This is a genomic window from Paraburkholderia sabiae (assembly GCF_030412785.1).
GTDB classification, from domain to species: domain Bacteria; phylum Pseudomonadota; class Gammaproteobacteria; order Burkholderiales; family Burkholderiaceae; genus Paraburkholderia; species Paraburkholderia sabiae.
The window spans coordinates 6,439,153-6,453,884 of record NZ_CP125295.1; the positions used below are offsets into that span (position 1 = coordinate 6,439,153).

Below are 14,732 nucleotides of genomic sequence, written 5' to 3' on the forward strand. Positions count from 1 at the left end.
TATCAAAAGATATCGTCTGAGTATTTATAAAAGATCGCTGAATCGTTCAAACGGCCGGCGGTTTATCACGAAATAATTCCGCGTTCGTGAATGACAATTCTTGACAGTGCATTAGTGCAACGTTGCTTAAAATTTGCGCTCGCAAGTGCCGGGCAGCGCATGCGCTCTCGTCCTTGAATCCCCGTACTTATTAGGATTACACACGATGAACCTCTCCAAGCGCCTTGCAGCGGAGCTGTTCGGCACCTTCTGGCTCGTACTAGGAGGTTGCGGCAGCGCCGTCCTCGCGGCAAATTTCGCCGGCCCGGTTCATGGTCTCGGCATCGGCTTCGTGGGCGTGTCGCTCGCTTTCGGCCTGACTGTCCTCACCATGGCGTATGCGATCGGGCATATTTCCGGTTGCCATCTGAATCCGGCCGTCAGCGTCGGCTTGACCGTCGCCGGACGTTTCTCGGCACGCGACCTTGTTCCGTACATCGTTGCGCAAGTGCTGGGCGCGGTGCTCGGCGCGTATGTGCTGTCCGTCATTGCTTCGGGCAACCCGGATTTCCACCTTGTCGCCAGCGGCTTCGCAAGCAACGGCTACGGCGACCGCTCGCCGGGCCACTATGCGTTGCCGGCGGCGTTCGTGTGCGAAACGGTGATGACGGCCTTCTTCCTGTTCGTCATCCTCGGCGCCACCGACAAACGCGCACCCGCAGGTTTCGCACCTATCGCCATCGGCCTGTGTCTCACGCTGATCCATCTGATCTCGATTCCCGTCACCAATACGTCGGTGAATCCGGCGCGCTCGACGGGGCCGGCACTGTTCGTCGGCGGCGCGGCTGTCGATCAGTTGTGGCTCTTCTGGGTCGCGCCGATTCTCGGCGCCGTGATCGCCGGCATCGTGTATCCGCTGGTCGCCGGCAGTGCGCAGCACGCCGTAGAGGTTGAGCGCGAGCGCGTAACGGCGTGATTGCGACCATCCGGCCTGAATGAAAACGGGGCGCTTCGGCGCCCCGTTTCTTTATGGCGTCGGAAAAGACGCGCTTTCCTAGATTAATAGATGGTTCAAATGTAAGGTTGGTTTACGGTCGCATTCACCATCTTTAAGAATGTCTTTCGGTCTTCTCAAACGCCGACTCGCGCGACCCCGCGGTATATAGGCAAAGCGCCTGACGCCTCGTGATGCCGCGCTTCAGCGGGATTGCTGAACGTCCGATTACAGCTGCGAATACAGGCATTGCATGCTTTCACTTCGTAACATCCTGTCGCAGCGATACGCACCGCCGACGCGTAGATTGAACCTGTACGGCAAGCACGCCGCATTCACAGGAGAAGCACAATGAAGCGCATCGTCACTCACATGCTCGTTGCAGTTGGCCTCGCCGCTGGCGCATGCGGTGTCGCACAGGCGCACGCGAATCTGAACATCGGCCTGTCGCTCGGGACGCCCGCGCCGGCCTATGTCGCGCCTGCGCCGCAACCGGTCTACTACGGGAATCGGTACTGGGGAGACCATCGTTACGATGGCTATCGACGCGATCGCGGTTGGGACCGTGGCCGCTGGGATCACGATAATCGTTGGAACAACAACTACGGCAATCGCTGGAACGAGAACCATCGCGGCGGCGGATATCGCGACTAACGTCGTGTAGATCGGCTACAGGTGGTTTGACGCTGCATGGCGCGTTTCCCGAATAGGGAACGCGCCATGTGCATTTTGGCTTCGGGATTTACGCCGTCAGTTCGTCGTCGAGTGCGAACAGCTTGCGCAAATGATGCGCGACACCCGCTTCGAAGTTATTGCCGATACGCGGCACGTTCGGCAGGCGCTTGATCAGATCGGGATTGGCGTTGTTCATCATGAACGGATGGCCAGCCGTTTCCAGCATGTCGATGTCGTTCATGTTGTCGCCGAACGCGACGCACTTCGCCGCCGGCACATTCAACCGGTCGAGCACGAACTGCAGCGCACGCCCTTTCGATACATTCGCCGTCATCACCTCGAGACAGTCCGGGAGTGAGTACGTGACATACAGCGCATCGCCGAACGTGCGCTCGAGATTGGCCGCCACCACGGCCAGATCTTTCGGGTCGCCGATGTACAGCGCCTTCGCAATGTCCGCGCCGTCGTGCTGTTGCAGATCCGTCACGTTATAGGTGAAGCCAGAATCCTGGTGATAGCGCAGCAGCTCGGGCGCATCCCGATCGATCAGCCATTCGCGGTCGGCGAACAGATTGACGATCACGCGACCATGTTCGCCCACCAGCGCCGGTTTCACGAGTTGCTTGACGGCGTCGGCCTGAAGGTCGTCGGCGAAGATCATTTCGTCGTCGGGCGAGTGGACGCGCGCACCGTTCGACGTGATCAGATATGGCCGGATACCCAGCACGTCGCGAATGCCCGCGACGTCACAATAGTGACGGCCCGTCGCGATCACGATGTGTATGCCTTGCGCTTCGAGTGCGCGCACCGTGCTGATCGTGAAGGGGTCGACCTGGTGGTTGCTGTTCAGCAGCGTTCCGTCCAGATCACTGGCGATGACTTTGTACATGGGTAGGCGGACAGGCGGCGTCGGAAAGCGTCTATTTTATCGCCTCCGGCAGCGCCGCTTTCCGTTTCCGCCCGCGCTCCGCCAGGAGTCGCGCTTTGTTGGCGCCAGGTTCGTCATGCGCCGCCGATCCGCGCGGCCTCCCGCCGGGCCAGTTGCAACGCGCCGTGCGCCGAATCCGAAAGCGGCGCGCGCAGCCGATCCTGGTACGGCTCGGGCACATATTCACTCAACGGCTTGCCGAGCCCGCCGCACAGCGCGACGGGCAAGGTTCCGGACGGATCGAGCGCCGCAATCATCTTGCCGATTTCCTGACCGGCCTCCCGCAGCAACCGCGCGGCAAACGGATGCTCGCGATGCTCGACCGCGACGCGCGCAATGCTCGCGTAAGCCGTCTGATTCGCATCGCACAGCCAGACGACGAGCCCTTCGCGATCCGACACACCGACGTGGTCGATCAGCGCCTGCGAGAGTTCGTCGGCGGGAACGCGGCCGTCGAGCGCCTGCTGCGCGTGCACGATCGCGCGTAGACCAAGCCATGCGCCGCTCGCTTCGTCGGCGGAAGGATAGCCGTAGCCGCTGACCGTGCGGCACTCGCCGTCGCGGTCTAGCACGGCCGCCACGCTGCCCGTCCCCAGCGCGACGATCACGCCCGGCTCGCCGCCGTGCGCGCCGAGCAGTGTGGAATAGGCGTCGTGTTCGACAGACAGGCCGGCGAGCGCCGGCGCCTTCGCGTGGAACGCAGACAGCCAGTCCCGGTTGTTGACGCCCGCCAGCCCGCAGCCGAAGACGAAACGCGGCCAGTTGGCCGGTACGCCGGCGATCTCGCACGCTTGTGCGCTGGCCGCGAGGATCGATTCCCACGCGCGCTCGACGCCGAGGCCCAGACCCGACGGCCCCGCCGTGCCTTGCGCCAGTTCCCGCCCATCGGCGTCCGCCAGCACGACACGCGTGCCCGTGCCGCCGCCGTCGACGCCGATCAGATAGAGGTCTTGTTTCATCGATTCGCTCAGTGATGTGTTACCGCATAGCGTGGCAGGTCTCGTCGCCCGCGACAATTGGCCGATCGGCCAGGTTGCGGCTCGACCTCGTTCCGCTATGCTGGCGTGGCCCGATCGACGGGCGATCAACCGACCATGCAGGAGCCTGAACGTGGCTGAACAACGATGCAACTGGGCGACGAGCGAAGCGCTCGCACACTATCACGACACCGAGTGGGGCGTCCCTTCGCGAGATGACCAGCATCTCTTCGAGATGCTCGTGCTCGAAGGCGCGCAGGCGGGCTTGTCTTGGTCGACGATCCTGAACAAGCGCGCCGGATACCGGCGTGCATTCTCCAATTTCGATATCGACAAAGTCGCCCGCTATACGCCGCAAAAGATCGACGCGCTCGTGCTCGACGAGAGCATCGTGCGCCATCGCGGCAAGATCGAGTCGACGGTTCTCAACGCGAAAGCCGTCAGGCAGATTCAGGCCGAGCACGGCTCGCTCGCGGATTTCGTGTGGTCATTCGTCGATAACGTGCCGATCCAGAACGCGTGGACGAGCTACAAGCACGCGCCCGCCTCGACGGACGTGTCGGATGCGCTCAGTAAAGCGCTCAAGGGCTACGGCTGCAAATTTGTCGGCACAACCATCTGCTATGCGTTCATGCAGGCGGTCGGCATGGTCAACGATCATCAGACCGACTGCACCTGCTATTCGCGGTGCGCGTCGCTCGGCAAGAAGGGGCGCAAGAAGAGCGCGAATTGATGGGCGCGCGCAATGCGTCGTCTGTGGATGCGTGTCGCGCGATTGCAACACAGGGCGGAATCGAGTTCGCCTTCGAAGGAAAGCGGCGTTTGCGATGCGGCATAGGCAGAGCCGCTTCTGCAAAGGCGCCCCGCGTAATCGACCGCATGGCTCGAATACCATTTGTAGTTGTCCGCCGCCAGAACTGAGCGCTAGCCAACACATCGGCTGACCTTTTTCGCATTTCGCTCGTTATAACTGATGCATGCGATGTCGTTAGACGCGCCCCCGGACGGGGAGTCAGCCGGGCGTCGGCGGCAGCGCTGGTGCAACGCGCGCTATCCGCAAACCGCGAATTGGACGGTAATCGACGTCCTAGTCGAAGCTTAGGTGGCGTGGCTGTCGAAGGATACTGTCGACCCTTGCACCAGAAACGAATGACCGCTGCGCAGTGCGCGGGGGGAGACCAACATGAAAAACCATAACTTCCTGACACATCAGGAAATTTACGACCGGGCAGTCGATCATCTCTTCGGTCAGGGCCGCCCCGCGCTGCTTCCGCGCGGCGGCGGCGCCTACCGCGGCTATTGCGGCGGTTGCCCGGTCGGCAGCTTTATCCATCCGCGCGACTACATGACGGCGATGGAAGGCATTCCCGTGCGATTCATTGGTAAAACGCCGGGTGAAACGCCGATGTATATGGACGTCGGCGTGTCCGCGTTGAAGAAGGCGCTGCTTCGCTCCCGCCTGAATATCTACGATCCCGTCACCGTCGACCTGCTCAGTTGCCTGCAGAACGTTCACGACGTTTTCGGCACGTGGGAATGGCGCGACCGGCTGCGCTCGATCGCCCGTCAGTTCGGCCTTTCCGACGAACGCGTCCGAACGGCCGCCTGACTCTTCACTCCCAACATCCAGCCGCGCGGAAATCCACGCGCGCTTGCTGATTCTCCAAACGCAAAACCCAAATAAAAAACGGCGGTGTGGCTTCTTTCGAAGCTCACACCGCCGTTGGCGTGCTTTCGCGTGCCTGGAAGCGTGCTTAGTGCAGCTTCTTCGGCAGCATCTGGCTGCGCAGGCGCTTGTGCAGGCGCTTCACTGCAGCTGCCTTCTTGCGCTTACGAGCCGTCGTCGGCTTTTCGTATGCCTGGCGTTCACGCAGTTCTGCGATCAGGCCATTCTTTTCGATTGCGCGGCGGAAGCGGCGGATTGCCACTTCGAACGGCTCATTTTCCTTCAGAAGAATCGTCGTCATGTAATTCCTAAAAACGCTTGATACGGTTTAATGGCGTGGCGGTTAGCCCACTCACGCGCCGGCCCTCCGGTCGTTCCAGAACTGGCAAAGCACAACTGAAACGAGAGGCGATGCGGCCACGGAGGCCGGAAAAGAGAGGTGGGAGTACACCGCGAAACGCGGGCAGCGCACGTTGTTGCGGCGCCGCGCCTAGCTAGCGTTTCGCCACCAGTAACCCATGACGAAACGAGCAAAGATCTCAATTCACTCCCGATGATATCAGGAAAGCACCCTTCCGACCAGCTTTTTGACGTTTACGATCAGGCACTTGCGTCGTTCAGCGCGCGTAAATCGGCGTCCGTGAGCGTCAGATGCACCGCCTCGACAAGGCTCTCCAACTGTTCGACGGATGTCGCGCTGGCAATTGGCGCGGTGATGCTGGAACGCGCGATCAGCCACGCGAGTGCCACCGAAGCCGGCGTGCTGCCGTGCCGCCCTGCCACTTCTTCGAGTGCATCGAGAATCGCGAAGCCGCGCTCGTTCAGATACGCCTCGACCTTGCGGCCGCGCGCGCTCTTCGACAGATCGTCGCGCGAACGATACTTGCCCGACAGGAACCCGCTCGCGAGGCTGTAGTAGCAGACGACGCCCAGACGTTCGGCGAGTGCGATCGGCTCGAGGTCGGTTTCGTAAGCGGCGCGGTCGTACAGGTTGTACTCCGGCTGGATCACCTGATACTGCGGCAGGCCGTTGTCGCGCGCGATCTGCAGCGCTTCCTGCAGACGCGCTCCGCCATAATTCGACGCGCCGATCACCCGCACCTTGCCCGCTTCGATCAGCTGCTGGTACGCGCCGAGCGTCTCCGCCAGCGGCGCCTCCTCGTCGTCGAGATGCGAAAAGTAGACGTCGATGTAGTCCGTCTGCAGGCGTCGCAGCGAATCTTCGACGGCCGCGCGAATGTTGCCCGCCGACAGCCCCTTGCGATTTCCCAGCATGCCGACCTTCGTCGACAGCACGATCCTGTCGCGCTTGCCCGACTTCGCGAACCACTTGCCGATGATCGTTTCCGATTCGCCGCCTTGATTGCCCGGCACCCATGCCGAATAGACGTCGGCGGTATCGATGAAATTCAGGCCCGCGTCGGCGAATGCGTCGAGGATCGAAAACGACGTGGCTTCGTCGGCCGTCCAGCCGAATACATTGCCGCCGAACATCAGCGGCGCGACTTGCAATTGCGACGTGCCGAGCTTGCGTTTCTGCATGACATCTCCACGAGCAAAGGAAGCGGGCCATCAAGGATACGCCGTCTTCCCGATCGTCACAGACGCCCCCGGCAGCGTGCCGCCCGCATCCATGCGCCCCCAAATTTCGCAAGATCGCCCCTAAAGTTTTCTTCTGACCACGCCGTCAACCAGGACAGGCGGCGACGCAATGCACACAGTAAGGCGCGACGCCGAGCCAAAACAGCCTCCTACATCCGAGGCGTTTTACAAACGAGGACGCAAAATGCTGAATATCAACACCAACATCGCTTCGCTGACCGCGCAGAACAACCTGTCGGGTTCGCAAAGCGCACTGTCGCAGGCGATCAACCGCCTGTCGTCGGGCAAGCGTGTGAACACCGCTGCCGACGACGCGGCAGGTCTCGCGATTTCGACGACGCAAACGGCGTCGATCAACGCGCTGACGCAAGGTGCTGCCAACGCCAACAACGGCATCTCGATGGTGCAAACCACGAACGGCGCACTGCAGTCGGTCGTCGACAACCTGCAACGTATCCGCCAGCTGGCAGTGGAAGCAGGCGACGGCTCGCTCGACTCGAACGCACTGGCTAACCTCCAGTCGGAAGTGTCGACCCGTCTGACGGAAATCACGCGCGTTGCGCAACAAACGACGTTCAACGGCCAGTCCGTCCTGAACGGTATCGGTTCGGTCAACTTCCAGATCGGCGCGTTCAACGGCCAGCAGATCACGGCAAACTTCGGTTCGCAGAAGTGGGACGCGTCCAGCCTCGGCGTGAGCGGCGTGTCGGTTTCGACGGCTTCGGGCGCTCAGGCAGCAATGAGCACGATCGACACGGTTCTGACGAGCGTGAATACGTTCCAGGCAACGCTGGGCGCAACGCAGAACACGTTCCAGGCTGCAATCTCGACGACGAACACGCAAGCAACGAACATGAGCGCAGCACGTTCGCAGATCACCGACGCAGACTTCGCGACGGAAACGGCGAACCTGTCGAAGGCTCAGGTTCTGCAACAAGCTGGTATCTCGGTTCTGGCGCAAGCGAACTCGATGCCCCAGCAAGTTCTGAAGCTCCTCCAGTAAGAGTAACGACAGACGGCGCGCAGTCCGGCGCCGCACCCGAAGCCGCGGCTCTCGCCCGGCTTCGGCGAATAAAAAAACAGCTGTATCGCATGCCTGGGAGGTTCGCCTCCCATCATGCATTTGAACGCCGAGAACCCAACGCAGTCCGTTTCGCCAATCGGAGCACCGCATGACCACCACGTCGACTTCGACTTCATCCACTGACGTCACTTCCCTGCTACAGCAGGCAGCGCAGTCCATCATCAGCGGCTCGACCAAGTCGACCCTCGATGTGAATTCACTGGTGTCGGCGCTCGTGACGGCGAAGACTGCGGCGCAATCGTCGGCGATCACGACCAAGCAGACCTCGGACAACGCCGAGCTCTCCGCAATCGGCAAGATCAAATCGGCGCTTTCGTCGCTGCAGACGGCAATCAGCGGCCTGTCCGACGGCACGGCGCTCAATCAGCTCGCAGTCGCCGTCAGCGGCACGGGCGTCACGGCATCGACGGCAACCGGCAAGGGCGCGGTGGCAGGCAACTACACGTTGGCCGTCACCAATATTGCGACCGCCAACAAGATTTCTTCGCAGGCTTACGCCTCGGGCGCGAGCCTCGGCAGCGGCACGCTGACGGTCGGTGTGGGCAGCAACTCCATGCAGATCAACGTGTCGTCGACGGACACGCTGGCGACCATCGCCAACTCGATCAACACGGCGAACAACAATCCTGGCGTCTCGGCAGCCGTCATCACGGCAGCGGACGGCCAGCATCTGGTGCTGACCTCGACGGCGACGGGCGCGGCCAACACCGTGTCGGTTTCGGCAGGCGCGGGCCTCAGCTCCGGCCTGAACACGGCCAGCTTCACGCAGGTCACGGCAGGCAAGGACGCAAACTTTTCGATCGACGGCAACGCGATCACCAGCTCGACGAACGTCATCACGTCGGCGCTGACGGGCGTGAACATCGACATCTCGAACGCGACCGCGAACAGCACGCAGACCATCTCGATCACGAACGACACGTCGGCGTCGGAAAAGTCCATCAACGCCTTCGTCACCGCGTACAACAACTACGTCACGACGGCCACGGGCCTGACGTGGGACTCGACGCAGGCGACGGGCTCGCAGGCCGGCCCGCTGCTCGGCGACTCGATGACGAACACGATCACGAACACGCTCGGCGCGCTGGTCGGCGGCGGCATCAGCGTCGGCGGCAAGACGATCAGCCTGTCGTCGATCGGCATCAACCTGCAACACGACGGCACGTTGTCCGTCGATTCGACGACGCTGGAAAATGCGCTGTCGAGCAACAGTTCCACCGTCGCGGCCGCGTTCAACACGACGAACGGCATGGGCGTGACGCTGAACAACTTCATCAACACGTACACGCAGTCGAGCGGCACGATCGATCAGCGCACGCAGGCGCTGAACACCGACCTGAGCAATCTGTCGGATCAGGCCACGCAGCTCACGAACTATCAGAGCACGCTGACCGATCAGTACAACGCGCAGTTCTCGGCGCTGAACACGCTGATGACGACGATGCAGAACAACACGGCCTACCTGAACCAGCTGTTCGGCGGAGGCGGCCTGTCGGGCTCGCTGAACTCGAAGTAACGCGGATACCCGCTAAACGGAACTCATGATGAACGATTCGCTGACCCGCGCACTGGATTTGACCCGCGCTCTCGAAGACGCGGTTTCGCAACAAGACTGGCCGCGCGCGTCGGCGATCGTCGAAGAGCGCTCGCCGCTGCTGATGTCGCTGAGCCCGCAGCAAACGCCCGAAGCACTGGAAAAGATCCGCATGATCCAGCATATCGACGCAGGGATCAGCATGCATGCGCGCAACGGCATGGACCGCCTCACCGAGCGTCACGGCGACGCGCTTCGCCGCATCAAGTCGGTGAGCCTGTATCACACGACGGGCATGCTCTGAGTTATCGAATCTGAAGAACGCCGCGCGCCGTAGTCAACAAGAACTGCGCGGATTGATAAAGCTGCAGCGATGCAGCTTTTTTTTCACCTGTACAAAAGCAAATGTCCGCATTGCGCCGCGCAGGCGCAATGCGGACATCGAGACTGATTTCAGTTGCCGCTTTCTTCGTACGCGCTCCACATGCCTTCTAGCGCATCTTCGAAGTTGCGCGCGAAGCGGTGCGCATCGCACATCGGTGAAGCGAGCACATGTTCGCGCAAGCCTGCGCGCAACTTTGCCAGCGATTCGACACTCGACGCGAGTTCTCGAACCTTCTGGACGTAGCTCGCCTGATCGTCGCAGATCCACTCGCCGAATCCCGCCGAATGCAGCACGCTTTCGCAGATGTGGCCGAGGAAACGATCGCCCTTCATCGCGACGACGGGCACGCCCATCCACAGCGATTCCGCCGTCGTCGTGCCGCCCGGATACGGGAACGGACTCAGCACGATATCGACGCGATGATATGTCTTGAAGTACTCGCCGCGCTTCGATCCTCCTTCGAGAATCAGTTGCGACGCGTCGATCCCACGCTCTGCGAAGCGCTGGAGCGTTGCGTCGACGGCATGCTTGCGATCGAGTTCGTGCGCCTTGATGAGCAGACGCGAGTCGGGCACTTCACGCAATACGCGCACCCACAGATCGAGCACCTCATCCGTCATCTTCGCGAGCTTGCCGAGATAGCCGAAGGTGACGAAGCCATTTGCCTGCATCGGCAGCGGCCCCACCGACACATCATGCTCCGGCGGCGTCATGCACAGATAGCCGTCGGGCAGATGCCACGGCTTTTCGATGAAGTGATGCGCTTCCTCGGGCGGCAACACGTAACGGTCGCCGAGCACATAATCCATCTGCGCGATGCCCGTCGACGCAAAAAATCCAAGCCACGTCACCTGAACGGGCGCCGGCTTCATCGCAAACACCGACAACCGGTTGAACGCCGTATGGCCCGACATGTCGAGCAGGATGTCGATGCGATCGTCGAAAATCCGCTGGGCCGCGGCCTCGCGCGAAAGCTTCCACAGTTGCGTCCATTCGCCGAAGAGCGGCTTGAGCCGTTGCGTCGTCTCGTCTTCGACATCGTTGGTCTGGTAGGCGATCAGTTCGATCCGGGATGGATCGACATGACGCAACACGCTTTCGGTGAAAATGCCGACGGGATGCGTGCGCAGATCGCCGGACACGAAACCGACACGCAACGGCCGCGTGCCGCGCGGCGCACGCGTATGTGCGAATGGCGTGACGTTCGCGGCCATCCGTTTGCCGAAATAGATCGCATCGGCCAGGAACTCCTCGACCGGGCGCTGTGACATGCTCGCCTCACAAAACAGCAGTGCGGTATGAGCAACGTCGGCATCCGGAGACCGTTCAATGGCGCTCCGATAGCTGTTCACGGCGGCTTCCAGTTCGCCCAGCGAGCGCAACACATCGCCGAGATTGATGTGCATCCGCGATGAACCGTCCTTCAACTCGAGCGCCTTGCGCGCGTAGCGCAGCGCTTCATTCGCGCGTTCGGTTTTCAGATAAGCGACGGCGAGATTGTGATGCACTTCGGCGTCGTCGTCCGTGAGCGCGACGGCTCGCAGATAACTTTCGATGGCCTCTTCGTAGCGATAAAGGCCATACCACGCGTTGCCGAGTGTCGCGAACGCTTCGGCGAGCGTCAATTGCGGTTTGGGGAAACGGAGGTGTGCAAGCGACGTCGCACCGCCGCCAGTCTGATAGGCGTCCACGACCGCCTGGGCCAATTGCAACGCTTTCGCGTAATGCGCCCGTGCGGCTTCGAGATCGCCCATATCGCGCAACGTGTTCGCGAGATTGTTGTGGACACCGGGCCGCTCGGGATCGAGTTCGACCGAGCGTCGCAGACTCGCCGCCGCTTCGGCGAGTTCGCCGCGCGCGAGGTACAGCGTGCCGAGACTGTTATGTATCAGCGCGCGGTTTGGATCGAGCGCGATGGCGCTGTGATAGCTGGCGATCGCTTCGTCGTATTTGCCCTGCTCCGTCAACGCGTTGCCGAGATTGTTGTGCGCGTCCGCGTAGTGCTGTCTGAACGAAATCGCCTTGCGATACGCGAGCACCGCGCTATCCGTCTCGCCGAGATCCTTCAGCGCATTGCCGAGATTGTTGTACGCCTCGGCGTAACCGGGACGCAGTTCGATTGCGTGCGCGCAGCTGTGCATCGCGGCATCCGGCTGACGATCTTCTCGCAGCGCATTGCCGAGATTGTTATGCGCTTCGGCATAACCCGGATTGAGCGTCACGGCCTCGCGATATGAATCGATCGACTGCTTCAGCTGGCCATGCTCGCGCAACGCGTTGCCGAGATTGTTGTGATAGATCGCGTTCGGCAGAATCGCGATCGACTGGCGCATCAGCGTGATGCCCGCGTCGTACTGTTGAATCTGGCACGCGAGCAGGCCGAGAAAATGCAGCGCATCGGAATGCCGGGGATTGGCGCGCAGGATCTCGTCGTAGATCGCCTTGGCTTCGGCGAGCCGGCCGGCCTGGTGATGCGCGAGCGCGGTGTTGAGAAGATTAGCGTGATCCACTGTGATCCTTTTGATTCATGCAGCGTGCGAGTCGACGTACTGCGTCCACATGCCATCGAATGCCGCTTTCAGATTCGTCGCGAAACGCCGCGCATCGCACAGCGGCGAAGCCAGCGTCTGCGCACGCAAACCGTCGCGCAACGCAGCCAGGTGCTCAGGCTGCGCGGCCCACGCGCTCGCGAGCTTGATGTATTCATCTTCGTCGCGCGCAATCCACCCGGCGAGTCCCGCCGCGTTCAGCACGCTCTCGCAGATATGCGTGACGAAGCGATCGCCTTCGAGCGCGACGACGGGCGTGCCCATCCACAGCGCTTCCGCCGTCGTCGTGCCGCCCGGATAGGGAAACGGGCTCAGCATGATGTCGACGCGGTTATACGCGTCCAGATATTCGTGACGCGGCGAGCCGCCTTCGAGAATCAGACGCGACGCGTCGATGCCTTGCGCTGCGAATTGCGCAGTCGTCGAGCGGCACGCATGCGCGGCGCCGAGTTCGTGCGACTTCATCATCAGCTTCGCGCCCGGCACTGCATGCAGAAGACGCGACCATGCGGCGATCACATTCGGCGTGATCTTCACGAGTTTGCCGAAATAGCCGAACGTCACGTGACTGTTGCGCGTCATCGGCAATGGGCCGACTGCGACGTCGTCTTTCGGCGGCGTGAAGCACAGATAGCTGTCGGGCAGACGCCAGGTTTTCTCGACGTAGTGCGACTCTTCGGCGACGGGCAGAACGTACGGATCGCCGAGCACGTAGTCCATTTCGGCGAGACCTGTCGTGCCGAAGTAGCCGAGCCAGCTCACCTGCACGGGCGCGGGCTTCCACGCAAACACGGGCAAGCGGTTATGCACGGTATGCCCCGACAGATCGACGAGTATGTCGATGCGATCGTCGCGAATCATCTGCACGGCCTGTTCGTCGGGCACATTCACGAGGCTGCGCCACGCGGTGAAGCGCTGTTTCAGCCGCGCGGTGATGTCGTCTTCGCTCGCGCGCGTCGAATAGGCGATCAGATCGAAGCTGCCGTCCGCGAAATGCTCCATCACCGATTCGATAAAGATACCGACGGGGTGCAGTTGCAGATCGCCGGATACGAAGCCGATACGCAGCTTGCGTCCGTCATGATGCCGAGCCGGATGCTCGCAGCGGCGCGCACGCGCGGCCATGCGCGCGCCGAATTCGCGCGCGGTCGCGAGCGTGACGGCGGGCGGCGTCGGTGCGTGCGTCGCGAGATCGAACAGCAGGCGGTTGTGCGCCAGTTCCATTTCGCCGTCGAGCGCGATGCCGCGCCGGTAGCTCGCAATCGCGCCGTCTGCGTCGCCGAGCATGCTCAGCACGTCGCCGAGATTCACATGCGGCACGGCCGAATGCGGTTCCAGCGATACAGCCATTTGCGCGCTCTTGAGCGCTTCGTCGGCGCGGCGCTGCTTGAGCAGCGCAACGGCCAGCCGATGATGCGCGGACGCATCCCGCGGCGCGAGTTCGGTTGCCGTCCGATAGCAGAGAATCGCCGCGTCGAGCTTGTCGGCGTGCTGATACGCGTCGCCGAGTTCGAGATAACCCGATGCGTCGTTCGGCGCGCGTTCGACTGCGGACGTCAATGCATGCGCCGCTTCGTCCCAGCGCTGACGGCTACCGAGCCATTGCGCGAGCATGCGATGACGCGCGGCATCGGCGGGCGCGCGTTGTGCCGCCTGTTGCAGCACGTCGATTGCGGCGTCGATTTCGCCGCGTGCGTGCAGCAGCTTCGCGAGGGTGTCGTGATTGTCGACGCGGGTCGGATCGAGCGCGAGTGCATGACGGAACGCGGCAATCGATGCATCCGCATTACCGCGCCGGGCCTCCGCGCGTGCAAGATTGCCGAACGCGTCCGCGTAGTCAGGCCTGAACGACACGGCCTTCTGATACGCCAGCACCGCATTGCCGAGATCACCGAGATCCCGCAGTGCGTTGCCGAGATTGTTGTACGCCTCGGCGTAGCCGGGACGCAGTTCGATCGCCGTCGCGCAGCTCATCATCGACGCATTCGCGTCGCCCGCTTCGCGCAGCGCATTGCCGAGATTGTTGTGCGCCTCCGCGTAATCGGGACGCAGATTCACGGCCTGCCGGTAGCCCTCGATCGCTTCGCCCAGCTGACGTCGTCCGAGCAGCACGTTGCCCAGATTGTTGTAGTAGACGGCATTCGGATTCGCGGCGATCGACGCGCGCATCAACGCGATGCCCGCGTCCGCGCGATTCGTCTGGCACGCGAGCAGCCCGGAGAAATGCAGCGCATCCGATTGCGCCGGCTCGGTCTGCAGAATGGCGTCGTAGAGCGCCTGCGCGTCGGCGAGACGTCCCGCCTGATGATGCGTCAGCGCGGCGTTCAGAAGACCCGGAATGTCGTGCATGGTCAAGCGT

At 62.1% G+C, this 14,732-nt stretch carries 13 protein-coding genes; 7 read left to right on the forward strand and 6 right to left on the reverse strand.

Annotated features, from left to right (window positions below; all coding sequences use genetic code 11):
* The first annotated feature begins 205 nt into the window (after window positions 1–205).
* Both aqpZ and QEN71_RS29055 read left to right on the forward strand, forming a co-directional pair.
* On the forward strand, window positions 206–955 hold the full coding sequence (gene aqpZ / locus QEN71_RS29050) for an aquaporin Z (protein WP_201648874.1): 750 nt from the start codon (window positions 206–208) through the stop codon (window positions 953–955).
* 369 nt (window positions 956–1,324) lie between these two features.
* The gene (locus QEN71_RS29055) at window positions 1,325–1,627 is read left to right on the forward strand and encodes a hypothetical protein (protein ID WP_201648873.1); all 303 of its coding nucleotides are present in this window, start codon (window positions 1,325–1,327) and stop codon (window positions 1,625–1,627) included.
* Window positions 1,628–1,715: 88 nt separating this feature from the next.
* Here QEN71_RS29055 and QEN71_RS29060 read toward each other — a convergent pair whose 3' ends face one another.
* Together QEN71_RS29060 and QEN71_RS29065 are read right to left on the reverse strand one after the other, a co-directional pair.
* Entirely contained in the window at window positions 1,716–2,537 is an 822-nt protein-coding gene (locus QEN71_RS29060; RefSeq protein ID WP_201648872.1) for a Cof-type HAD-IIB family hydrolase, read from the reverse strand.
* Between the two features lie 113 nt (window positions 2,538–2,650).
* A complete protein-coding gene (locus tag QEN71_RS29065; protein WP_201648871.1) occupies window positions 2,651–3,535 on the reverse strand; it encodes a BadF/BadG/BcrA/BcrD ATPase family protein in 885 nt (294 codons plus the stop codon).
* A gap of 97 nt (window positions 3,536–3,632) precedes the next feature.
* On the opposite strand from QEN71_RS29065, the gene QEN71_RS29070 reads away from it, so the two are divergent.
* Window positions 3,633–4,286, forward strand: coding sequence for a DNA-3-methyladenine glycosylase I (locus tag QEN71_RS29070; protein ID WP_201648870.1), 654 nt, complete (start codon window positions 3,633–3,635; stop codon window positions 4,284–4,286).
* 450 nt (window positions 4,287–4,736) lie between these two features.
* Window positions 4,737–5,162 (forward strand): hypothetical protein, encoded by a 426-nt coding sequence (locus tag QEN71_RS29075; RefSeq protein WP_201648869.1) that lies wholly within the window; start codon window positions 4,737–4,739, stop codon window positions 5,160–5,162.
* A 145-nt stretch (window positions 5,163–5,307) separates the two neighbouring features.
* On the opposite strand, the gene rpsU is transcribed toward QEN71_RS29075, so the two are convergent.
* On the reverse strand, window positions 5,308–5,520 hold the full coding sequence (rpsU, locus tag QEN71_RS29080) for a 30S ribosomal protein S21 (protein ID WP_007581560.1): 213 nt from the start codon (window positions 5,518–5,520) through the stop codon (window positions 5,308–5,310).
* A 299-nt stretch (window positions 5,521–5,819) separates the two neighbouring features.
* Window positions 5,820–6,761, reverse strand: coding sequence for an aldo/keto reductase (locus QEN71_RS29085; protein ID WP_201648868.1), 942 nt, complete (start codon window positions 6,759–6,761; stop codon window positions 5,820–5,822).
* A 244-nt stretch (window positions 6,762–7,005) separates the two neighbouring features.
* On the opposite strand from QEN71_RS29085, the gene QEN71_RS29090 reads away from it, so the two are divergent.
* The 3 genes from QEN71_RS29090 (at window position 7,006) to QEN71_RS29100 (ending at window position 9,743) form a co-directional block, all read left to right on the forward strand.
* Complete coding sequence (locus QEN71_RS29090) at window positions 7,006–7,824, forward strand: flagellin domain-containing protein (RefSeq protein ID WP_201648867.1); 819 nt, start codon at window positions 7,006–7,008, stop codon at window positions 7,822–7,824.
* A 169-nt stretch (window positions 7,825–7,993) separates the two neighbouring features.
* Window positions 7,994–9,421 carry a flagellar filament capping protein FliD gene (fliD, locus tag QEN71_RS29095; protein ID WP_201648866.1) on the forward strand — a complete coding sequence of 476 codons (1,428 nt, stop codon included), beginning with the start codon at window positions 7,994–7,996 and terminating at the stop codon, window positions 9,419–9,421.
* Window positions 9,422–9,446: 25 nt separating this feature from the next.
* Window positions 9,447–9,743 (forward strand): flagellar protein FliT, encoded by a 297-nt coding sequence (locus tag QEN71_RS29100; RefSeq protein WP_223961299.1) that lies wholly within the window; start codon window positions 9,447–9,449, stop codon window positions 9,741–9,743.
* A 149-nt stretch (window positions 9,744–9,892) separates the two neighbouring features.
* On the opposite strand, the gene QEN71_RS29105 is transcribed toward QEN71_RS29100, so the two are convergent.
* Together QEN71_RS29105 and QEN71_RS29110 are read right to left on the reverse strand one after the other, a co-directional pair.
* On the reverse strand, window positions 9,893–12,334 hold the full coding sequence (locus QEN71_RS29105) for a tetratricopeptide repeat protein (protein WP_201648865.1): 2,442 nt from the start codon (window positions 12,332–12,334) through the stop codon (window positions 9,893–9,895).
* Between the two features lie 15 nt (window positions 12,335–12,349).
* A complete protein-coding gene (locus QEN71_RS29110) occupies window positions 12,350–14,722 on the reverse strand; it encodes a tetratricopeptide repeat protein (protein ID WP_201648864.1) in 2,373 nt (790 codons plus the stop codon).
* Window positions 14,723–14,732 lie beyond the last annotated feature (10 nt).

Excerpts from the sequence above, each read along its gene's own strand:
- QEN71_RS29070 (WP_201648870.1), top strand. The coding sequence starts at position 3,633 with ATGCTGGCGTGGCCCGATCGACGGGCGATCAACCGACCATGCAGGAGC.
- fliD (WP_201648866.1), top strand. The coding sequence starts at position 7,994 with ATGACCACCACGTCGACTTCGACTTCATCCACTGACGTCACTTCCCTG.
- QEN71_RS29060 (WP_201648872.1), bottom strand. The coding sequence starts at position 2,537 with ATGTACAAAGTCATCGCCAGTGATCTGGACGGAACGCTGCTGAACAGC.
- QEN71_RS29110 (WP_201648864.1), bottom strand. The coding sequence starts at position 14,722 with ATGCACGACATTCCGGGTCTTCTGAACGCCGCGCTGACGCATCATCAG.
- aqpZ (WP_201648874.1), top strand. The coding sequence starts at position 206 with ATGAACCTCTCCAAGCGCCTTGCAGCGGAGCTGTTCGGCACCTTCTGG.
- QEN71_RS29100 (WP_223961299.1), top strand. The coding sequence starts at position 9,447 with ATGATGAACGATTCGCTGACCCGCGCACTGGATTTGACCCGCGCTCTC.
- rpsU (WP_007581560.1), bottom strand. The coding sequence starts at position 5,520 with ATGACGACGATTCTTCTGAAGGAAAATGAGCCGTTCGAAGTGGCAATC.
- QEN71_RS29075 (WP_201648869.1), top strand. The coding sequence starts at position 4,737 with ATGAAAAACCATAACTTCCTGACACATCAGGAAATTTACGACCGGGCA.
- QEN71_RS29085 (WP_201648868.1), bottom strand. The coding sequence starts at position 6,761 with ATGCAGAAACGCAAGCTCGGCACGTCGCAATTGCAAGTCGCGCCGCTG.
- QEN71_RS29065 (WP_201648871.1), bottom strand. The coding sequence starts at position 3,535 with ATGAAACAAGACCTCTATCTGATCGGCGTCGACGGCGGCGGCACGGGC.
- QEN71_RS29090 (WP_201648867.1), top strand. The coding sequence starts at position 7,006 with ATGCTGAATATCAACACCAACATCGCTTCGCTGACCGCGCAGAACAAC.
- QEN71_RS29055 (WP_201648873.1), top strand. The coding sequence starts at position 1,325 with ATGAAGCGCATCGTCACTCACATGCTCGTTGCAGTTGGCCTCGCCGCT.